Genomic DNA, 21,931 nt, shown 5'->3' on the forward strand with positions numbered 1-21,931 from the left:
ATCAGGAAAAAATGATTGAAGATGTAGGCAATTTAATTATATAAGTAGAATTACACTTAATTACGATAATTTTTAAAACAGAAAATTATTTTTTTTCTAAGGTTAATCTAAAAATATCTGACTTCAAATCAGCGTTGTCTTTGTCTTCGCAAAGCAAAAATTCGATTTCTTTTGCCGATTCCTTGTAAACCGTGATTCCTTCAAATTTATGCGAATCTGAAATTTTTTTGGTAAAATCAATTTTCATTTTTTCGATGTCTAATCTTCCGATGAAAGTTCCTAAAACGGCTCCGTCTTCATAAGTTGATTTTGTGTCTTCAACTGTCGCCAAGAAATAAATTTTGTTGTCCACACGAACCGCATCGGTGAAAGAGCTTTGTACTTTTTTTATTTTCGGAAGTTTATACGAATTATATAAAACAGAAAATTCTTCGGATAAATTTTTTCCGCCAATCGTGAAAATTCCGTTTTTTGAAGATTTTCCGTTGCCCCGATTGAACAGAAACCAGTTTTCACCAGTGTAAACGGCGCCTTCGATATTAAAATCTTCCGCACTAATTTCTCCAAAACTTTGCATAACTTGATACAAGGCAGAAACGTCAGTTTCAGATACTTTTTGCTTTTGGCTGGAATCAAAATACACCATTTTTTGGCGGTTCTCCGTGGAACCAGAACCAAAAATATAGCAGTCTTCTCCGAAGGAAGTGATGGCTTCAAAATCCGGTTTTATCTTTTTCGGAATGTTTTCTGTTGGAATTTCTGGATTGTTTTCCAAAAGTTTGTGTTGGTCTAATTTTTTGCTTTCGATGTTGTATTCGTATAAAACCGAAGCATTGTCTGAAATGATAAACAGGGAATTGTCTTTGTACACCAAACCCGATGCAGAACCGATTCCGATGATTTGAAATAATATTTCTAAGGTGAATTTTTTCATAAGTGTTGTTTATAGCCCCGATTGTAGCGGAAATCCTTTTTTAAAAAGCGCTATTTTTTGCAAAATAAAAACAGCGACCAGCGGAAGCTGAATTTTCTTTCAGCAAAAAAAGTGGTTTTTAAAAAAGATTACAGCGGAAAGCGGGATGGGCTTCTAATTAAAATAATTGTAATGTAGAGAACGTGTTTTTTGATATAAATATATACATTTATGTAAAATTAAAGCGAAAATAAGATATGGATGCGATAAATACAGACGATTTTAAATTTACAGGCAAAAAGAAATTAAGCCAATTGCCTACCAAAGTTGAATTTAAAGCGACGGAAGACGAGATGAAAAAGCAATTCAAAAAGACCAGAAAAGAACTAAGCGAATTGCAAGACAAAATGTATGCGCATAATAAATACAGCGTTTTGATTTGCCTTCAAGGAATGGACACGAGCGGGAAAGACAGCTTGATTCGCGAGGTTTTCAAGGATTTTAATGCGCGTGGCGTTGTGGTCCATAGTTTTAAAACGCCAAATTCAACGGAGCTGGAGCACGATTATTTGTGGCGCCATTATATTGCGTTGCCTGAAAAAGGGAAATTTGCGGTTTTTAATCGCACGCATTATGAAAATGTTTTGGTCACGCGAGTGCATCCTGAATATATTTTGAATGAAAATATTCCGGGAATTGATTCTGTAGATGATATCCCTAAGCATTTTTGGAAGAAACGGTATGAGCAAATTGTCAATTTTGAAAATCATATTGTTTCCAACGGAACGATAATTTTAAAGTTTTTCTTAAATTTAAGCAAGGAAGAACAGCGCCAAAGATTGCTGAGAAGGTTGGAAAAGCCAAAACACAACTGGAAATTTTCGCCCGGAGATTTGAAAGAAAGAAAACTTTGGGAAAAGTATTTTGACTATTATGGCGAAGCTATCGAGGCGACTTCTTCAGATAACGCGCCTTGGTATGTGGTTCCCGCAGACGACAAAGATCTGGCCCGACACATTGTTTTGCAGACTATTTCTGATGCGCTTTTGAAATATACCGACATTAAATTTCCGGAATTAGAAGATAAGGTAGAAAATAATTTAGATTTTTACAGAAGTGAATTAGAAAATGAGAAATAAAAAAAAGCCTTGGAATCCCAAGGCTTTTTTGTTGTGTTTTTTATTTTTACAAAGTAAATCCGTACGCTAAACGAAGCGAAAGCTGTCCGATTCCTTCGTTGTTTCCTGGACCTTGAAGCGTTGGGAAATCATTATAATATTCGTAACGAAGACTCGCATCAAAATATTTGTTTGCGTAACCAATTCCTGGAGATAAAATTAAGGTAGTGTCGTCATAACCATTAGTTACCGCGAAACCAGCACCCACTTCACCTAAAACATAGAATTGATCTTCCCAAACAAAAGCTTTAAATCCGGCCTTAACGGGAATGAAACCTAAATCTTTGATTCCTTCTTCACCTACAAAAAGGTTGGTAAAACCTGTTGTAAGGGTTAATGATGTTCTTTTTGAAAGGTCATATTGCAATCTTGCATCGGCACCCAAAGCAAAGTCATAAGCGTCTTCAAATACATATCCCGCGTTTACCCCGAATCCCAATCGGAAACCTTGGTCATAGTTTTTTGTATCGCCAATGATACTTTCTTTTTCTTGCGCATTTACGTTTGTTGTAAAAACAGTTAAGGATAGCACGGCAATTGCTGCCATTGATTTTAATCTTTTCATAGTAGAGGTTATTAAATTGTTAGTAGATTAAAATTACCAATAATAACGCCACCCTTCCAAATGTTAAATTTTAAAGTATTGTTAAAAGATTAATTATGGATGAAGTGTTTAGTAATCAGTATTTTAATAAATATTGTGTTTTTAACAAAAAATACGTAATTATCTTTAAAAGTGTGGAAATAGTACACACGGATTGTATCTTTGTCCCAAATTTTCCACAGAATCGTGAACATACAGCAATACACAAAAGAGTTCGGCTATAATTTAAAGTTAGCCTATCCAATTATTTTAGGAATGCTTGGGCATACCTTGATAGGAATCGTAGATAATATAATGGTAGGGAAGCTTGGCGCTACAGAATTGGCTGCCGTTTCGCTTGGCAACAGTTTTATTTTTATAGCCATTTCGCTGGGAATAGGTTTTTCAACAGCCATAACGCCAATTGTCGCGCAATCTGACGCCGCAAAAAATACCGACGATATTCGTTCGGCTTTCCATCACGGATTATTTTTATGCACCATTTTAGGAATTTCCCTGTTTGGGGTAATTGTCTTGGCAAAACCCTTGATGAATTATATGGGACAGCCTGAGGAAGTGATTGTTTTGGCACGACCTTATATTGACTGGGTGGCGTTTTCATTGATTCCGATGGTGGTCTATCAAGGTTACAAACAGTTTGCCGACGGACTTTCGATGACCAAATATTCGATGTATGCCATTATAATGGCCAACGTCGTGCACGTAATCTTGAACTATTTTTTAATTTACGGAATTTGGATTTTTCCAAAAATGGGAATTATCGGAGCTGCTTTGGGAACCGTGATTTCAAGATTTATGATGCTGATTTTCATGCACGTGATCTTGTCAAAAAACAGTAAATTAAAAGCGTATTTCCAGAATTTCAGTTTCCACGATATCAAAAAATCAATGCTGAAAAAAATCGTAGATTTAGGCCTGCCTTCGGCAATGCAGATGTTTTTTGAAGTGGCATTGTTCACGGCAGCCATCTGGCTTTCAGGTTCTTTAGGAAAAACGAGCCAGGCGGCAAATCAAATTGCGCTGAGTTTGGCTTCGGCGACATTTATGTTTGCCATGGGATTGAGCGTTGCTGCGATGATTCGGGTCAGCAACCAAAAAGGATTGTCAGATTTTAAGAAATTGGTTGTCGTGGCAAAATCTATTTTCTTACTGGCGATAATTTTAGAAACCATTTTTGCGATTTTCTTTATTGCCTTCCATCAATTTTTGCCTCATTTCTTCTTAAATATGGACAATACGCTGTTGGCCTTAGACAATGAAGAAGTAATTGCAATTGCAGCAAAACTGCTTTTAGTGGCCGCTATTTTCCAAATTTCTGACGGAATCCAAGTTGTGGTTTTAGGCGCTTTGCGTGGTTTGCAAGATGTAAAAATTCCGATGTACATTACTTTTGCGGCCTATTGGGTTGTTGGTTTTCCGATTTCCTATTATTTAGGAAAATTCACCGAACTGAAAGCCACCGGAATCTGGATCGGCCTTTTGGCAGGTTTGACCGTTGCCGCCATATTTTTGTATATTCGCTTTAATTATTTGACTAAAAAGCTAATCATAAGTTCAGAAAATAAAGAAGAGATTGCAAGTAGCAACTCATAATTCATAACTCATAATTCATAACTTAAATGGAATTACCAAAATTTTTATTAGGAGACAACACTGATTTTCCAGAAGATATTTTTATCATCCACATGGACTATCCACGATTCATAATCAATTTAAAAGACGACGAAGTCGAGTTTTTAGAAGAAGCTGAAGACCTTGACGAAGCAGAACTCAACGAAGTTATGGAAGGTTTGATTGTGGAGGCTAACGAATTTTATGATCGCGAAATAGGAAGGTATGAGGAGTAAATAAGTATTCGAAAAGCAGTTGTCAGTTTTTAATTGGAACAAATCTGTGACTTCTGTATTAAGGCTTAAAATACTTTTCAAGTAAAATAGAAGCGGCGGCAAACGGTGAAATTTCATTGTTTTGCACCGCTTTTTTATTTGTCTCCAATAAACTTTTGATTTCTGGATGATTAAAGAAATTGGTTTTCAACTGTTCATTGATGGTTTCCAAAAGCCAATGTTGGTTTTGGTCTTGGCGCCTTTCGTTGAAATAATTGTTTTCTTTGGTAAGATTTAAATATTCTGAAATCATCTCCCAAACATTCGAAATTCCATCGTGAGTTATCGCGCTTGCCGTCACAACTTTGGGCTGCCAGCCGGAGCTTTTCGCCGGAAATAAATGCAACGCTCGATTGAATTCCACTTTGGCGAAATTCGCTTTTTTGATATTATCTCCGTCAGCTTTGTTGATGACAATGGCATCGGCCATTTCCATAATGCCGCGCTTGATTCCTTGCAATTCATCTCCGGCCCCTGAAATTTTTAGTAACAAAAAGAAATCAACCATACTGTGAACAGCAGTTTCGCTTTGGCCAACGCCAACGGTTTCAATCACAATCGAATCAAAGCCGCAAGCTTCGCATAAGATAATGGTTTCACGCGTTTTTCGGGCAACACCGCCCAACGTTTCGCCTGACGCAGAAGGCCTGATGTAAGCATTTTCATCCTTTACTAATTCTTCCATACGGGTTTTATCGCCTAGAATGCTTCCGTGAGAAATCGTACTGCTTGGATCCACGGCCAAAACGGCTACTTTCTTTCCATTGGAAGTTAAAAACTTTCCAAAAGCTTCAATAAAGGTACTTTTTCCTACACCTGGAACGCCTGTAATTCCTAAGCGAACCGAATTATTGGCATAAGGCAAACAGGCTTGAATGACCTGATTTGCTTTTTCTAAATGCTTTGGATTTGTACTTTCTACCAAAGTAATCGCTCTTGATAACGCAGTTTTGTCTCCTTTCAAAATCCCCGAAATCAATTCTTCAGCAGAAGGTTGGTTTTTTCTGGACTGAATAATTTGCGCAACAGATTCTCTGCCAATACTTTCAGGCTGTTCGATTCCGTCTTTTTCTTTCAAGGCAGATTTATGTGGAGTTGATTTCGACACGTTTAAGATTTTGAAAAGTAAAAGTAGCGAAAAGGCTTTAAGATGCAAAGTGGCTGGGCGCAAATTTGCTAAGTTTTGAAAAGCTGCATAAATAAAATCTCGCAAAGTCGCGTAGCGGCAAAGCTTTCAAATCATAAGCTGTGCGAGCGTGCGCCTTTGCGAGAAATGTTTAAGTTCAATCAAAATCCCAGAACTAAAACCTTGTGCCTAATTAATAAGCTGCCGTAAAACGAACTTGGTGGTGCTTTGGATTTTCAACTTCATCAGCCAAAACTACCGCCACATCTTCACCAGAAAGAATACTTCTTCCTTCTTCATTAAAAACAGGAGATTCAGTTCCTAAACGGTATTTTCCAGTTCTTCCTGTTGTGATTCCTGGGTGCATTTCAATTGCCGGGCTGAAAAAGGCCCAATCCAATTCTTTTTCTTCTTTGATGATGTCTAAGTATTCACGGGCTGCAACAGCTCCCGGTTTGATGTCAGCAGGAAAATCTGGGCCGTCAACCAATTGTTTTCCGTCGATGAAAAGGCTTCCGGCTCCGCCAACAGTGATTAATCTTTTTACGCTAGAAAGTTTTACAGCTTCTTGGATGGCTTTTGCGCCCACCAAGAAATCAGCATAAATATTTGGGTTGGTCCATCCCGGATTGTAGGCGCTCACAACGGCATCCTGACCTTTTAAAACCGAAGCCAGAGCTTCAATATCGTTCACATCAACGGCAACATATTTTAAATTTTCAATGTCAGAATCTTTTTCAGACCTCGAAATTGCGGTTACTTCGTGTTTTCTGTTTGTGAATTCTTGAGTTAGGCTTGTGCCAAGGAAACCAGTGGCCCCGATAATTGCTATTTTCATAATTTGTATGTTTATAAGTAATAAAAAAAGTTATAGTTTAGGGTAAAAAAAGAGCTAGAACTGATCGGAGAATGCAGTCAATGAAATCCCGCTCAATTGTTTGCTGATCTTTTGGTTGATATCTGAGTACAATTCATCCAGTTTTTCATTAATTTCTTTTCCAACGGGGCATTTCGGATTCGGGTCATTTTTAGAGTAGCCCAAGGAAACGGTTTCAAAAGTCATCTTAAAGATATCATCAAGATTGATGTTAGAAGCTGGTTTTAACAATTTCGTACCGCCATTTTTTCCTTCTTTGCTTTCCACTACCTTGTTTTTCTTCAGGTTGGCAATTTCCTTCCGAACCAAAACCGGATGCACATTCATGCTTCTTGCAATAAATTCTGAAGACAAATACTCGTCTGGGAATTTTGACAGCAACGTAAGAATGTGAAGCGTTATGGCGAATTTGCCTGAAATCATACTGTAATAAATTATATTACAAATTTAGTTGATATATTTTGATTGAAAATTTTATTAAGAATTATTTAAGAAACAAAACCGCTCCAACAAATATCCATACCTTAATTTCGCTCTACAAAATTATCTCAAAATTTTTATGACCACAAAACAAAAATACTCCTTGCTTTTTATCCTGGGAGGTTTATCAGCATTGGCGCCATTTTCAATCGATATGTACTTGCCCGCTTTTCCAGCTATCGCAAAGTCATTAGACACAGATATTTCTCAAGTCGCATTATCATTGACAAGTTACTTTATCGGAATCAGTCTCGGACAATTATTTTATGGTCCGATTACCGATAAGTTCGGACGAAAAAAACCGTTAATTTTCGGACTTTCATTATTTCTTTTGGCATCGATCGGTTGTGCTTTGTCGCCTTCCATAAACTGGCTGATAACCATGCGGGTAGTTTTAGCATTGGGCGGTTGCGTGGGGATGGTGGTCAGCAGGGAAGTGGTTCGCGATTTATTTCCGGTTTCTGAAACGGCAAAAATCTTCTCGATTTTAATGTTGATTGTTGGGGTTGCGCCTATTTTGGCACCAACAATCGGGGGTTGGGTTTTGACGGTTTCTTCGTGGAAAACCATTTTTTATTTCTTGACCATTTTTAGTTTTATTTTGATCGTTTGTGTTTTCTTTTTTCTTCCGGAAAGCAAAAATCCAAATCGTGCCAAATCATTAAAAGCGAAAGACGTTTTGAAAGATTATGCCGATGTTTTTCAAGAGAAAACCTTTTTATATTATGCTTTGGCCAGTAGCATTGCCATGGCTGGAATGTTTGCCTACATTAGCGGTTCGCCTTTTGTTTTTATGAAATTCCACAACTTTACAGAACAGCAGTATGGTTGGGTTTTCGGCGGAAACGCCATGGGTTTCATCATCGGAAGCCAGTTGAATCGTGTGCTCTTGAATAAATACTCCTCGCTTCAAGTGATTACTTTTGCAAGTTTTGTGTTGCTCGGAATTTCTGTTTTGATGTTTTCTTTATTCGGATTGGATCTGCTTTCTCCAAGCATTTTGATCGCCATGATTTTTACTTTTTTACTCTCGCTAGGGTTGTTGGTTCCCAATTGCACGGCTTTGGCCTTGGCGCCGTTTACATATAACGCAGGAAGCGCGTCGGCATTAATCGGATTTATCCAAATGATTACTGGCGCGGGCGTTTCGGCTTTGGTCAGCCTTTTGCATAATGGAACGGTTTTTCCAATGGTTTTTGGAATGTTTTTCTGTGGATCAGTTTGCTTTTTCATTATCTTGTTGCTGAATTTCAAAGTAAAAAAGTGGAACGCTGAAATGGCTTAATTAAGTTTTAAAGTCGCGAATTTGCAAAGTAGCAAAGTTTCTGAAAAATATTTATGGACAGCATAATCTTACTATTTCTCTGTATGATTTTAGGAGTCGCCTTGCAACGAGCCAAAGCGTTTCCGGCTAATTCGCACACCGTTTTGAACCAATTCGTGATTTATATTTCATTGCCGGCTATGGCTTTGTTTTACATCCCAAAAATTGAAATCAGCACCCAGCTTTTATTTCCGATTGGGGTTGCGTGGATTGGTTTTTTATTGGCCTATTTGTTTTTCGCCGGATTAGGAAAATACTTCGGCTGGTCCAAGAAACTAATTGGATGCTTGGTTTTAACAGCTGGTTTGGGAAATACTTCTTTCGTCGGATTTCCTGTTATAGAAGCACTTTACGGCAAAAAAGGATTAGAAACTGCAATCGTCGTGGATCAACCCGGAACCTTTGTAGTAATGGCGACTTTTGGAATAATCGTGGCTTCTTTTTATTCAAGGGGAACTCCGAATCCAAAAGCAATTGTTTCAAAAATTTTATTTTTCCCTCCGTTTATTGCTTTCTTTTTAGCCGTAATAATGAACGTTTTTCATTTCGATTTTTTAGATGATTTGCAATCGGTTTTCCAAAGATTAGGAAACACGGTGACGCCAATTGCTTTGGTTGCTGTCGGATTGCAACTGAAATTCGACAAACGAAGCCACCATTATAATTTCTTGGCGCTAGGGTTGTTTTTTAAATTGATTCTTACGCCACTTTTCTTTTTTATTTTCTATAAATTAATTCTAAAAGGCGTCGGAATGGAAGTGGATGTTTCTATTTTAGAGTCGGCAATGGCGCCAATGATTACCGCAGCGATTTTGGCGTCAAGCCACGGCTTAAAACCAAAATTAAGCAGCATGATGATTGGTTTCGGAATCCCGATTTCGTTTATAACGCTGGGGATTTGGTATTTAATTCTTCTGAATTTCTAAATCAGACAAATTATCATTTTTTAAGATTTAATTTCAAATCCGTAGCTTACTTTTGCATCAGATTAGAATACCTATGAAAGATACTTTAAATGTTGGTCCTTCGGCCAGTTCAGAAAATGTTCAAAAAACGGTTTATCCCATTTTATTTTCGATTGCATTTGCACATTTACTGAACGATATGCTTCAGGCAGTGATTCCGTCGGTTTACCCTATTTTAAAAGATAGCTATCAATTGTCTTTCACGCAAATCGGCTTGATTACGTTTGCTTATCAAATGGCGGCCTCGATTTTGCAGCCTTTCGTCGGATTTTATACAGATAAAAAACCACAGCCGTATTCTCAGATTTACGGCATGCTTTTTACGCTTTGCGGTATCATTTTGCTCTCATTTGCGGCGAATTTTTATGTCATTATTCTCTCGGTAATTTTAGTCGGGATTGGCTCTTCGATTTTTCATCCTGAGGCTTCCCGGATTTCGTTCCTTGCTTCTGGCGGAAAAAGAGGCCTGGCACAGTCCGTTTTTCAATTAGGAGGAAATACTGGAACTGCAATTGGTCCTTTGTTAGTGGCGCTTTTGGTAGTTCCAAATGACCAACGTTACATTCTTTTATTTGTGATTGTGGCAGTGATTGCGTTGTTTGTTTTGAGACATATTGCAAAATGGTATGCCGAACATTTGAATCTTAGATCAAAGAAAAAAGTAGCAATTGTGCTTCCCAATTTGTCTAAAAATAGAATTGTAATTTCAGTAATAATTCTACTTGTAATAATTTTTTCGAAATTTTTTTATACAGCAAGTATGTCTAGTTATTTTACCTTTTATTTGATTGAAAAATTTGGACTTTCGGTAAAAGACGCGCAACTTTATTTATTTTTGTTTTTAGCATCTTGTGCAGTCGGAACACTTTTTGGAGGTCCTTTAGGAGATAAATTCGGGAGAAAATATGTGATCTGGTTTTCAGTTTTAGGAGCCGCTCCATTTACACTGCTCTTGCCGTATGCTGATTTATTTTGGACAGGAACTCTTTCGGTTATAATTGGAATTATAATATCATCCGCTTTTCCAGCAATTTTGGTTTATGCACAAGAATTGCTTCCTAAAAAACTGGGAATGGTTTCTGGCCTTTTCTACGGATTTGCCTTTGGAATGGGCGGATTAGGTTCTGCGCTTTTAGGGTATACTGCTGACCACATCGGAATTGAAAGAGTCTATGAAATTTGTGCTTACTTGCCCTTAATCGGAATTGTAGCACTATTTCTTCCAAATTTAAAAAAGAAAATTTAACGTGGCCTGGATTTTTTATATTGTGAATTTTCTGTAATTTTAGGCGAAGAATTTAATCCTAAAAAACCACAAAAATAATGATGAAAATTTTCAGTACAGCACAAAATAAAGGGCTCACCAATAGCATGCTGTTCCTTGTCAGAGCCACAGTCAGCTGTTTCATGCTCGTTCACGGAATCGGGAAGTGGCAAATGCTGATGTCAGGGGCAGATACAAGCCAATTTCCAGATCCGCTTGGCGTTGGCCACTCGGCTTCTCTAGGTTTAGCGGTTTTTGCTGAAGTGGTATGTTCTGGATTGCTTTTTGTTGGTTTTGCAACCCGTTTGGTGGTCGTGCCTTTGATTGTCACCATGATCATCGCTGTTTTTGTCATCCATGGTTCTCATGGTTTTACAGAACGCGAATTAGGTTCTTTATACCTTCTGATCTATCTTCTTTTGTTCATAACCGGAAGCGGAAAATATTCTGTGGACCATTTTATTTATAAAAAAACAAAGGCTACTAATTATTGATTTTCCTATAAAATTTTTTTGCCACAGATTAATCGATTTTTCACGGATCATCCGAAAATAAATCCTTTACGCTGTGGCATTTTTCTTTTGGTTAAAATTGAAACTCACAAATAAATAGTATTTTTGAAAATCGTTTACCGACTTGAAATTATTATTATGAAAACTGCTATTTTATCTACCGAAATAATCCAAAAACTACAAGCGATTGTCAGCCCCACTTTTCTTTTTTTAGACGAAGAAACTAGAAAAGCGTATGGACATGATGAAACGGAAGATTATGTTTTTCCGCCAAGCGTAGTTTTAAAACCCGGAAGCGTTGAAGAAATTTCTGAAATAATGAAAGTTGCTTTTCAATATGAAATTCCGGTGACGCCAATTGGGGGACGAACAGGTTTGAGCGGTGGTGCCTTGAGTATTCACGGCGGTATCGGGCTTTCAATGGATCGTTTCAATAAAATTCTTCACATTGACGAACAAAATTTGCAAGTGACTGTGGAACCTGGAGTGGTGACGCAGACTTTGCAAGAAGCTGTTCTTGAAAAAAGCTTGTTTTATCCGCCAGACCCAAGCAGTCGTGGAAGCTGTTTCATCGGTGGAAATGTAGCTGAAAATGCCGGTGGTGCAAGAGCAGTAAAATATGGCGTAACCAAAGATTATGTCTTAAATCTGGAAGTGGTGTTGCCCAATGGCGATATTATTTGGACAGGCGCCAATACGCTAAAAAATTCTACGGGATATAATCTGACACAGTTGCTGGTTGGAAGTGAAGGAACTCTCGGAATTATTACTAAAATCGTAATGAAATTGCTTCCGAAAAACAATCATAATATCTTGATGTTAGTGCCATTTTTCAATGCAAGCCAAGCGTGCGAAGCGGTTGCCAAAATTTTTAAGGCCGGAATTACGCCAAGTGCTTTAGAGTTTATGGAACGTGACGCGATTGACTGGACGTTGCGTTTTGTGGATGGCGTAAGTTTGACTATTAAAGACGAAGTACAAGCGCATCTGCTGATTGAAGTTGATGGAAATTATCCGGATGTTTTATTTTCTGAAGCAGAGAAAATTACCGAAGTTTTAGAACAATTTGATATTGATGAAATTCTTTTTGCTGATTCTGAAGACCAAAAAAATGCCCTTTGGAAATTGAGAAGAGCAGTGGGAGAGGCGGTAAAAGCCAATTCAATTTACAAGGAAGAAGATACGGTGGTCCCTCGATATGAATTGCCCAAATTATTGGAAGGAATTAAATCCATCGGAAACAAATATGGTTTTAAATCGGTTTGTTATGGGCACGCAGGCGACGGGAATCTTCACGTAAATATCGTAAAAGGAGAAATGTCTGATGAAGATTGGACTACTGAAATTCCGAAAGGAATTCGTAAAATTTTTGAATTGACAGTGGCCTTAAAAGGAACATTATCTGGCGAACACGGCATTGGCTATGTTCAGAAAAACTATATGGATATTGCTTTCAGCACCACGCAATTGCTTTTGATGAAAGGAATTAAAACGGTTTTTGATCCAAAAAATATTATGAATCCGGGTAAAGTGTTGCCGGATAATTTATAACTAAAATAACACGAATTCCACGAAATAAAGAAGTCGTAGAATTCGTGTTTATCATTTTAAACTTTTGCCGATTTTGCTTTTGGTAAAATTTTATTGGCTAATTTTCCGATAGTCAATCCTTGAACGATTATTGAAAAAACCACTACAAAATAAGTAATTGCAATAATCACTTGTTTGTTTGGACCTTCGGCAATGGAAAGCGCCAAGGCAATCGAAACACCGCCTCGAAGTCCGCCCCAAACCAGTATTTTGATGGTAGACTTTTCGAATTTTTTCTTGAAAGGAATAATCTTAGTAGGAATCCAAATCGAAATAAATCGGGCGAAAAGCACAATGGCAATACAGATCAGTCCAATTTTCCAGAAGCTTATAATATTTGGAATCAGAAGCAATTCAAAACCGATAAAAAGGAAAAGGATGGCATTTAGAATTTCGTCAATAAGTTCCCAAAATTTATCTAAATAATCTTTTGTAACTGGCGACATTGCTGATTTTTTTCTGCCGAAATTTCCAATGATCAATCCGGCCGCAACCATGGTCAGTGGTCCAGAAATGTGCATTGCATGCGCTATTAAATAACCGCCCATTACCACAGAAAGTGTGATTAAAACCGAAACTTTATAGTCATCTACCCTATGAATAGCTTTAGAAGCGCCAACACCCAGAAGTATTCCCAAAAGAAAACCACCCAAGGCTTCTTTTATTACCAGCCATGAAACGTGCGGTAACGAAAAATCACTTGCGGGATCCTGCGCTAACTGGAGAATTACGGCAAAAACAACCACGGCAACACCGTCATTAAATAAAGATTCTCCGGCGATTTTTGTTTCTAAAGATTTTGGAACGTTTGCGTTCTTCAGGATGCTCAAAACGGCAATGGGATCGGTAGGAGAAATTAAGGCTCCAAATAAAAGGCAATAAATAAAAGGCACGTCTAATGCCATAAAAGTGGTTACATAATCCAGAATGACTCCAATTACAACCGTTGAAATAATCACGCTTATGGTTGAAAAGACCATAATTGGTGCTCGCTGTTCTTTTAAATCTTTCAAATTAACGTGGATGGCACCAGCAAAAAGCAAAAAATTAAGCATTGCTCCCATAAGAACTTGCGTGAAATCAAATTCAGCTATAAGCTTTGAGAAATTTAAAAATAAGTCTGGAAAAATATTTCCTGAAATTACAAGCAAGATGGAAGATATCATGGCAATGATCATGATACCGATGGTTGCTGGAAGTTTTAAAAATCTAATATTGAGGTAAGCAAAAAACGAAGCAAGAACGATGAGAACGGAAAACGAATAGTATAACTCCATAAAATATTTTTTTTGGCTTTTTCACAAAAGTAGAAAAACAGCATCCTAAATGAAAGGGTATTTATTTTTTTTTAGAAAAATTTGGCAAAAAAAATCCCCAAAAATAGTTTTGGGGATTGAAATTAATCTCTTTTTGGATTGTTTTTTTTGTCGCGTTTCTCCTCTTTTTTTTCTTTTGCAGTCTTAAGAGGTTCTTTTTTTGCAGTTTTTTTTGCGTCTTGACTTTTTGCCATTTTTTTTGATTTAGATTAATGAATTATGAATAGGGATTCCAGTCTTTTGAAAAGTATTACATCTTAAATCATATCTCTGGGAATCAAAAATTTAGTTAAAGGCCTAGTTGTTTTTTGATGTTTTCATCAAATAAAACGGCAAACATTTGATCACTATAGGTCAAATACGTCCATTTGTTTTTTGTGGTTTCATCAGCTACTGCGACCATTTTGGCTTTTGCCTTGATGTTCATTGTTTTTTTGGCAGCATCATAACTCACATTTTCGGTTTTCATATTGGTCTTAAATAAACCCACATAATTTTCTATTTCTTCAGCAGGAATTGGCTCGTCCCAGATTACTTGAAGAGAATTGTCATGGTCGATTATAGCAAAAGATTGCGTTCTAATTTTTTTAATGGGTCCAAAAACAAAATTTGGCGCCATTGGCAGCATCACTATTTTAAATCCTTGGTTTCCATCAAAAGTAGACTTCAAGCTTTCTAAAACAGCTTCTCTCGGAGCCAATTCAAATAATTTCGGATAGGTCATGTCCAATAGAGCGTTATAATCTTTTGCAACAGTTTTGTCAATTAATGCTTGGGCACCTGCTTTCATCGAAGCGGCATCTTGCGAGAATCCAGAATAAGAAGCAAGAACTAAAAGTGCAGTGTAAAATATTTTTTTCATAATGTTTTTATTGAGAGGCATAAATATAAATAAAAATCCTCCATTGCCGAAACAATTGAAGGATTTTAAGAAGATAATTATAAATATAATTATTTATTTAAATAACTTGAAATCTTGCTTGCAATTTCGTTTTGACCTTGATCACTTATTAAATATTCTCTATCATTTGAATTTGAAAGAAACCCTAATTCTAAAGTTACTGCGGCTGTTTTAGATTTTTTCAAAACCATAAAAGGAGCGGTTTTTACACCTCTGCTTTTGATTTTTTCTGTTGATAAAATAGAAACCAATTCTTCGGCGTGTGCTTTTGAAACTTCATATTTTGAATTTTCTTCACTAACATACGCTTCAACACCGCTTGCTGATTCATTTGCATTTTTGTTTACGTGAAGTGATATAACCAAATCAGCATTCAATTTGTTAATCTCATCAACTCTGTCAGTCAAAGATTTAAAATTATCAGTGTCACGAAGCAAAACAATTTCAACTTTATCGCCAGTATTCAAACCTTTGATCTTTTTTGCAATGTTTGAAGTAATTTTCTTTTCATTGTGAAAACCGTGTGTTGCTCCAATGTCGTGCCCGCCGTGCCCCGCATCAATTACAATCAATTTTTTTTCTGAAGGCGTTGTAAATGACATCGCTACAGCAAATACAGCAATCCCTAAAATTCTAAATACTTTTTTCATAATTTATGAGGGTTTATTGGTTTAGTATAAGATAATAACGTTTAATGTACGAAAATATTTTCAAAGTAAATTGTTTTTACATTTTTAGAATTTCATCAGTGGTATTACATCGAATAATAAATTCAGCACAAAGCTCTTTAATTCGAGCGACATCTTCTTTTAAAACCAACATCAATTGGATGGAATCTCCAAAACTGTCTCCAAATTCAATCAGTTCCAATTCAGGATAATTTTCATCAATTTGTTTCGAAACCCATTGCAGATAATCTGTCGTGTTCAGTTTTAATTCATAAGGATATTCCGGAAAATCGCCTTCAAATTCGTCCACAATCAATTCGTGGATTTCATCAATTTTATCTCCGATAATAATGAAATCAAAAATTTCATTGGTAATTGCAAATTGCAAAGCATCTTCTGGAGCAAATTCTTGCAACCATTCGGCATCATTTTCTTTTAGATATTCCTCTGGATTTTCTTTGGCCAGTTTTAAATTTTCGATGATTTCTTCTTCGTTTTCCAATTCGAAATCAGCCAAAAGCAATTTTATAAGTTCTTTTATTTTTTCCATTTTTTTCTATTTTTTATTTATTTCAAAAGTAAGTATTCCAAAACATTCAACCTCAAACATTAAACTATTCCTTTTTTTAATCAAACAATTCTAATTTTTTCATCCTCGAATTAATAGCACTTTTGGTTCTTCCAAAATGCAATGCCAAATCTTTCGGATTAATGCCTTCCATCCACAAAACGGTCAATTCTTCATCGAGTTCTCTTGTCCAAGGGCGATACGCATCTTTATTGGTTTCGCGCGATTTTTCAACATAATTCGGAATCGCTTTTGTTTCTGAAATTTCTCTTTTTGGAAAAGCATATTTCTTCGGGTCTGCCTTTTCAGGAAGTTCCTTAATCAGGTGAATATTTGCCGAAACCGGAAAATTCTTCGGAACTAATTTCTCTGGAATTCGAATCGTATTTTTTGTTCGTGTAACTGCCACATAAAGCAAATTTATTTCCTCATTCATTCGAGCCACATTGATATCTTCTCCCGAATGTTTCAGTTTTATCAATCGGTCTTCGGTTATAAAATCATTTACAATCTGCACGGTGTCATATTCCATTCCTTTGCAACGATGCACCGTCGAAAAAATAATTCGGGCCTTGTGTTTGTCTTCGTTGGCAACATGTTTTTCTTTCAAGGATTTTAAAATACCCGGAATTTTATTGCCATATTCTTTCACGATTTCCACCATCATCGACAATTGAGAATCATCGGTGCTTTCGATATATTTCTCCAAATCTTTCATCGTTTTCATCTCCCGAATCAGCTTGTCGCGAATCATATCACGGTTTTTATTCTGCAAATTCAACACGTCATACAACGACGCACCTTCCTCTGCATAGGTGTAAGAATTAATATTTCCTTCAAAATAAATTTCATTGATGTTCTTCTTTTCGGTCACATATTCAATCGCTTTCAAAAGCAATCCGAGATTTGTTCTAGCAATAATCGCCTTGGAATCAAACGCTTTATTGGTTCCATTTCCCGAAATTGAAATCGTATCGGAATTATCAAAATGGGTTTTATAATCCAAAACGCCCATCGCCAAATCGGCAATATCTTGATTAAACCGAAAACTTGTGGAAAGATGAAAGGTCTTGAATTTTGCTTTTTCTAAAGAATTTATCGCGTGTCGCCAACCATAAATCTGTTGGTGTGTATCGCCAACAATCACTTTTGTCGCTTTTTGTTTCAAGAAAACAGCCAACATTGCAGGCGAAGCATCTTGGGCCTCATCAAACAAAATATAGTCAAAAGCCAATTTCGGATTTTCTAATTGAAACTTTTTCAGGTAAAAATCGTGTGTGATTTCAATTTCTCCCTTGTCCATTTTGGCTAAAAAATGACGCGTTTGTAATTCGATTTGGGCATAAAATGATTGGGCAACTTTCTTGGCATTTTCATCAAAAACAATATCCAAATAGTTCAATTCTTGTACTTTTCGTTTATCGCTATTGCAAAAATAAGCGACAAATTTCAAGATGTGATTGGCAATTACAAACTCAAAATGTTTTTCTGAATTTCCTTGTAATTTTAAAAGCTCAACGATTTCATTGGTTTTATAATCTTGATTCCGAACACGATAATTGTAATTAAAAACCACGTGTTTGTATGCCAAAGAATGCGCTGTTTCTACAGTCACATTGTCTAAATTATTTTTCGAGAATTTTTCAGAAGCTTCTAATCGAACCGATTTGTTGAACGCCAAATACAAAATTCTGCTGTTTTTAGGTCGTGCTTTCGCGTATTCCAGAATCGTAGTCGTTTTTCCAGAACCGGCAACGGCGTTTATTTTGATGTCTCCAGAAGAATTGATTATGGCGATTTGCTCCTTTGTCAGTTTCATTTGTGTGGCTTTTTCGGGAGCACAAAAATAGGTAAAATAATTCCCTGAATTCTGCAGTTCGGGGATTAATGTTTGCTATTTGGAAAATTCGCCAAAGTGCCACAATATCCCTGACGGATCGTGTACAAAACACTCGCTTCCCCAATCATTATGCTGAATCGGAGAGAGCCTTGCATCTTCATATTTTGCAGGAAGATTTAATGATGAAAGTTCTTGATAGCATTCTTCCGCATTTTCAACTTCTAAGAATAACATCGTGTTGTCGATCCAATCTTTGACGTAAGCATCTTGCAAATAGAAAGCAAATTCGTCTTTTTTGAAAACCGACATAGTGTTAGACAGCACGATTTCTTCAAAGCCTAAGTCTCTATAAAAGTTTCTGGATATTGTGAAGTTTTTTGCTCCAATGAAAGGGCGAAGTGATATTGCTTTCATACTTTTTTGTGTTTATCAAATATAAAAAAAATCCCCGAAAGCAATTTGCAATCGGGGATTCTAATTTAATTGAAAATCTCAATTCTGAAATCTCAATTATCAATACTTATTTAGTCATTCGCTAAAACATATTCACCAGAAGCTAAAAGTGCTTCTGCTTTTTTGAATTTCATAGTTTCCGTTTTACCGCTCAAAACGTGCTTCACAGTAACGTTGTCGTTTCTGTTGATTTTTGGCTGGTCGCGAACAATCGTTTCTGTTACCTGAGGTCTTTGCGTTTGTCCCGCTTCTTGGTTTACCGCTGCCGCTTGATCTGTATTTGGAATTTCGTCTTTTGAAATCGTCAATTTTTCTTTTGGACGGACCACTTCTTTTGCTTCTTGAATTGCAGGAGCATTTTGTTGCGGTAAATCTCCTTTGAACAAGAAAGAAATCACTTCTTTATTCACGTTATCCAACATTTTTCGGAACAATTTGAATGCTTCAAACTTGTAGATAAGCAATGGATCTTTTTGTTCATGGACTGCCAATTGAACCGATTGTTTCAATTCGTCCATTTTTCGCAAGTGTTTTTTCCAAGCTTCATCAACAATGGCAAGTGTGATGTTTTTTTCAAAATCACCAATCAATTGCGTTCCTTCAGATTCGTATGCTTTTTTCAAATCAGTAACCACATTCAACGTCTTGATTCCATCCGTAAAAGGAACTACGATTCTTTCAAATTGGTTGTTTTCATTTTCATATACATTGCTGATGATTGGGAAAGCTTCTCTGGCGCTTCTTGCTGTTTTTTCTGTGTAGAAATCCAACGCTGCCTTGTATACTTTTCCTGTCAATTCTTGCGCAGAAAGTTTTGTAAATTCTTCTTGGGTTACCGGAGAAGTAATGGAGAAATAACGGATCAATTCGAATTCAAAGTTTTTGAAATCATTTGTTACTTTGCTGTCTTCCACAATCAATTCGCACGTGTCATACATCATATTTGCGATGTCTACTTTCAAACGTTCTCCGTGCAAAGCGTGGCGACGGCGTTTGTAAACCACTTCACGCTGCGCGTTCATCACGTCATCATATTCTAACAAACGTTTACGAACACCAAAGTTGTTTTCTTCTACTTTCTTTTGGGCACGCTCGATTGATTTGGTCATCATCGAATGCTGAATCACCTCACCTTCTTTCAGGCCTAATCTGTCCATTACTTTAGCCACTCTTTCAGAACCAAAAAGACGCATTAAATTGTCTTCAAGCGAAACATAAAATTGAGAGCTACCAACGTCACCTTGACGGCCGGCACGACCTCTCAACTGACGGTCAACACGACGTGAATCGTGACGTTCTGTACCGATAATTGCCAAACCTCCCGCAGCTTTGACCTCTGGAGAAAGCTTGATATCCGTTCCACGGCCTGCCATGTTTGTAGCGATTGTTACAACACCTGGTTTTCCTGCTTCTTCAACGATTTGTGCTTCTTGCTTGTGCATTTTTGCATTCAAAACGTTGTGCGGAATATTTCTCATCTTAAGCATACGGCTCAATAACTCAGAAATATCTACCGAAGTTGTTCCGATTAAAACCGGTCTTCCTTCTTCAGCCAGTTTCGTTACGTCTTCAATAACTGCATTGAATTTTTCACGCGTACTTCTGTAGATCAAATCTTCTTTGTCTTTTCTAGCCATTGGTCTGTTTGTTGGAATTTCAACAACATCCAATTTATAGATTTCCCAAAGTTCAGCTGCTTCCGTAACCGCAGTTCCAGTCATACCGCCTAATTTGCTGTACATTCTGAAATAATTCTGAAGTGTAACTGTTGCAAAAGTTTGGGTAGCCGCTTCGATTTTTACGTTTTCTTTGGCTTCAATCGCTTGGTGCAAACCGTCAGAATAACGGCGTCCGTCCATGATACGGCCTGTTTGCTCGTCAACGATCATTACTTTGTTGTCCATGATCACATATTCAGTATCTTTTTCAAATAAAGTATATGCTTTTAATAATTGGGTCAGTGTGTGGATACGCTCGCTCTTGATGCTGAAATCTTGGAATAATTTTTCTTTTTCTTCCGCTTCGGCATCTTTCTCCAATTTCATTTTTTCGATTCTTGCAATCTCAGTTCCAATGTCTGGAAGAACGAAGAAATCGCTATCAGTATCGCCAGAAAGGAATTTGATTCCGTTGTCTGTCAGCTCCACTTGATTGTTTTTTTCTTCAATTACAAAATACAAAGCCTCATCGATCTTGTGCATTTCGCGATTGTTATCCTGCATGTAATGATTTTCAGTTTTTTGAAGCAATTGCTTAACGCCTTCCTCACTTAAAAACTTGATCAATGCTTTATTTTTAGGTAAACTTCTGTAAGCCCTGTATAATAAAAATCCTGCTTCTTTTGTGTTTCCTTCTTTTAATAGTTTTTTAGATTCTGCTAAGAATCCGTTGGCCATTTGTCTTTGCAAATTCACCAAGTGGTCCACTTTTGGCTTCAATTCATTAAATTCGTGGCGGTCACCTTGAGGAACCGGCCCAGAAATAATCAATGGCGTTCGGGCGTCATCGACCAAAACCGAATCGACCTCATCGACAATTGCAAAATTGTGCTTTCTTTGAACCAATTCTTCTGGCGTGTGTGCCATATTATCTCTCAAATAATCAAAACCAAATTCGTTATTTGTTCCATAAGTAATGTCAGCATTATACGCTTTTCGTCGTCCTTCGGTATTTGGCTGGTAATTGTCGATACATTCAACAGTCATTCCGTGGAATTCAAAAATAGGTGCTTTCCAAGTGCTGTCACGTTTTGCCAAGTAGTCATTCACGGTTACAAGGTGCACTCCGTTTCCTGTCAAAGCGTTCAAGTATAAAGGAAGCGTTGCTACCAACGTTTTACCTTCACCCGTCTGCATCTCAGCAATTTTTCCCTGGTGCAAAACAATTCCGCCGATCAACTGAACGTCGTAGTGAATCATGTCCCAAGTAATCTGTTTTCCAGCGGCATTCCAGGTGTTTGCCCAAACAGCATTATCGCCTTGAATCTGGATATACGGTTTTGTAGCAGAAAGTTCCAAGTCTTTTGGAGTTGCTTTAACCGAAATTTCTGTATTTTCTTTGAATCTTTTTGCTGTTTCTTTCACCACCGCAAAAGCTTCAGGAAGAATTTCCATCAATGTTTTTTCAGAAATATCGTAAGCTTCTTTTTCCAAAGCATCGATCCAAGCATAGATGTCTTCTCTTGCATCGATGTCTTGGATTTTCTCTACTTCCAATTTGTACGAAGCGATTTTAGCATCTTTATCTGCTCTTGCTTCTTTAATTTTTTCTTTGAAGACAATGGTTTTTGCTCTCAGCTCGTCGTGAGAAAGGGCGGCCAATGTTTCTTCGTATGCTCTAATTTTGGCGATAATCGGCATGATTGACTTTACGTCTTTCTCTGATTTATCTCCAACCAAAGCTTTTAATATGCTATTGATGAAACTCATGATTGTTATATATTTCTATTTATAATAAGATTGTAAAT

General features: G+C 37.0%; 20 protein-coding genes. 8 read left to right on the plus strand and 12 right to left on the minus strand.

The features are described 5' to 3' along the window. Nucleotides 1–85 precede the first annotated feature (85 nt). Nucleotides 86–934, minus strand: coding sequence for a DUF6929 family protein (locus EG849_RS06735; protein ID WP_125012313.1), 849 nt, complete (start codon nucleotides 932–934; stop codon nucleotides 86–88). A gap of 236 nt (nucleotides 935–1,170) precedes the next feature. Between EG849_RS06735 and EG849_RS06740 the strand changes: the two genes are divergently transcribed. Next, entirely contained in the window at nucleotides 1,171–2,052 is an 882-nt protein-coding gene (locus EG849_RS06740; protein ID WP_125012314.1) for a PPK2 family polyphosphate kinase, read from the plus strand. A 46-nt stretch (nucleotides 2,053–2,098) separates the two neighbouring features. Here the strand turns inward: EG849_RS06740 and EG849_RS06745 are convergent, their stop codons facing one another. Then, the gene (locus EG849_RS06745) at nucleotides 2,099–2,656 is read right to left on the minus strand and encodes a hypothetical protein (RefSeq protein ID WP_125012315.1); all 558 of its coding nucleotides are present in this window, start codon (nucleotides 2,654–2,656) and stop codon (nucleotides 2,099–2,101) included. 225 nt (nucleotides 2,657–2,881) lie between these two features. Here EG849_RS06745 and EG849_RS06750 point away from each other — a divergent pair, with 225 nt between their 5' ends. Then, entirely contained in the window at nucleotides 2,882–4,288 is a 1,407-nt protein-coding gene (locus EG849_RS06750) for an MATE family efflux transporter (RefSeq protein ID WP_125012417.1), read from the plus strand. 26 nt (nucleotides 4,289–4,314) lie between these two features. Continuing rightward, nucleotides 4,315–4,542, plus strand: coding sequence for a hypothetical protein (locus EG849_RS06755; RefSeq protein ID WP_125012316.1), 228 nt, complete (start codon nucleotides 4,315–4,317; stop codon nucleotides 4,540–4,542). A gap of 58 nt (nucleotides 4,543–4,600) precedes the next feature. Here the strand turns inward: EG849_RS06755 and meaB are convergent, their stop codons facing one another. The 3 genes from meaB to EG849_RS06770 form a co-directional block, all read right to left on the minus strand. Then, on the minus strand, nucleotides 4,601–5,689 hold the full coding sequence (gene meaB, locus EG849_RS06760) for a methylmalonyl Co-A mutase-associated GTPase MeaB (RefSeq protein WP_125012317.1): 1,089 nt from the start codon (nucleotides 5,687–5,689) through the stop codon (nucleotides 4,601–4,603). 211 nt (nucleotides 5,690–5,900) lie between these two features. Beyond that, a complete protein-coding gene (locus tag EG849_RS06765; protein ID WP_125012318.1) occupies nucleotides 5,901–6,545 on the minus strand; it encodes an NAD(P)-dependent oxidoreductase in 645 nt (214 codons plus the stop codon). A gap of 54 nt (nucleotides 6,546–6,599) precedes the next feature. Then, nucleotides 6,600–7,007, minus strand: coding sequence for an Rrf2 family transcriptional regulator (locus tag EG849_RS06770; protein WP_125012319.1), 408 nt, complete (start codon nucleotides 7,005–7,007; stop codon nucleotides 6,600–6,602). 136 nt (nucleotides 7,008–7,143) lie between these two features. On the opposite strand from EG849_RS06770, the gene EG849_RS06775 reads away from it, so the two are divergent. The 5 genes from EG849_RS06775 (at nucleotide 7,144) to EG849_RS06795 (ending at nucleotide 12,680) form a co-directional block, all read left to right on the plus strand. Beyond that, the gene (locus EG849_RS06775) at nucleotides 7,144–8,349 is read left to right on the plus strand and encodes a multidrug effflux MFS transporter (RefSeq protein WP_125012320.1); all 1,206 of its coding nucleotides are present in this window, start codon (nucleotides 7,144–7,146) and stop codon (nucleotides 8,347–8,349) included. Between the two features lie 53 nt (nucleotides 8,350–8,402). Continuing rightward, on the plus strand, nucleotides 8,403–9,314 hold the full coding sequence (locus tag EG849_RS06780) for an AEC family transporter (protein WP_125012321.1): 912 nt from the start codon (nucleotides 8,403–8,405) through the stop codon (nucleotides 9,312–9,314). Nucleotides 9,315–9,387: 73 nt separating this feature from the next. Beyond that, nucleotides 9,388–10,599 (plus strand): MFS transporter, encoded by a 1,212-nt coding sequence (locus EG849_RS06785; protein WP_125012322.1) that lies wholly within the window; start codon nucleotides 9,388–9,390, stop codon nucleotides 10,597–10,599. Nucleotides 10,600–10,676: 77 nt separating this feature from the next. After that, complete coding sequence (locus tag EG849_RS06790; RefSeq protein WP_125012323.1) at nucleotides 10,677–11,111, plus strand: DoxX family protein; 435 nt, start codon at nucleotides 10,677–10,679, stop codon at nucleotides 11,109–11,111. A 156-nt stretch (nucleotides 11,112–11,267) separates the two neighbouring features. Further along, the gene (locus EG849_RS06795; RefSeq protein ID WP_125012324.1) at nucleotides 11,268–12,680 is read left to right on the plus strand and encodes an FAD-binding oxidoreductase; all 1,413 of its coding nucleotides are present in this window, start codon (nucleotides 11,268–11,270) and stop codon (nucleotides 12,678–12,680) included. Between the two features lie 56 nt (nucleotides 12,681–12,736). On the opposite strand, the gene EG849_RS06800 is transcribed toward EG849_RS06795, so the two are convergent. The 7 genes from EG849_RS06800 to secA all read right to left on the minus strand — a co-directional run bounded on the left by EG849_RS06800 (nucleotide 12,737) and on the right by secA (nucleotide 21,893). After that, nucleotides 12,737–13,996: a cation:proton antiporter gene (locus EG849_RS06800; protein ID WP_125012325.1), complete on the minus strand. Its 1,260-nt coding sequence runs from the start codon at nucleotides 13,994–13,996 to the stop codon at nucleotides 12,737–12,739. A 328-nt stretch (nucleotides 13,997–14,324) separates the two neighbouring features. Beyond that, the gene (locus EG849_RS06810) at nucleotides 14,325–14,897 is read right to left on the minus strand and encodes a hypothetical protein (RefSeq protein ID WP_125012327.1); all 573 of its coding nucleotides are present in this window, start codon (nucleotides 14,895–14,897) and stop codon (nucleotides 14,325–14,327) included. A gap of 89 nt (nucleotides 14,898–14,986) precedes the next feature. Beyond that, nucleotides 14,987–15,586, minus strand: coding sequence for an N-acetylmuramoyl-L-alanine amidase family protein (locus EG849_RS06815; RefSeq protein WP_125012328.1), 600 nt, complete (start codon nucleotides 15,584–15,586; stop codon nucleotides 14,987–14,989). 76 nt (nucleotides 15,587–15,662) lie between these two features. Then, the gene (locus EG849_RS06820; protein WP_125012329.1) at nucleotides 15,663–16,154 is read right to left on the minus strand and encodes a hypothetical protein; all 492 of its coding nucleotides are present in this window, start codon (nucleotides 16,152–16,154) and stop codon (nucleotides 15,663–15,665) included. A 76-nt stretch (nucleotides 16,155–16,230) separates the two neighbouring features. After that, complete coding sequence (locus EG849_RS06825) at nucleotides 16,231–17,991, minus strand: UvrD-helicase domain-containing protein (RefSeq protein ID WP_125012330.1); 1,761 nt, start codon at nucleotides 17,989–17,991, stop codon at nucleotides 16,231–16,233. Between the two features lie 75 nt (nucleotides 17,992–18,066). After that, the gene (locus tag EG849_RS06830) at nucleotides 18,067–18,426 is read right to left on the minus strand and encodes a VOC family protein (protein WP_125012331.1); all 360 of its coding nucleotides are present in this window, start codon (nucleotides 18,424–18,426) and stop codon (nucleotides 18,067–18,069) included. 110 nt (nucleotides 18,427–18,536) lie between these two features. Further along, nucleotides 18,537–21,893, minus strand: a complete 3,357-nt coding sequence (secA, locus tag EG849_RS06835) for a preprotein translocase subunit SecA (RefSeq protein WP_125012332.1) — start codon at nucleotides 21,891–21,893, stop codon at nucleotides 18,537–18,539. Nucleotides 21,894–21,931 lie beyond the last annotated feature (38 nt).

This window comes from Flavobacterium macacae, assembly GCF_003865365.1.
GTDB lineage: Bacteria > Bacteroidota > Bacteroidia > Flavobacteriales > Flavobacteriaceae > Flavobacterium > Flavobacterium macacae.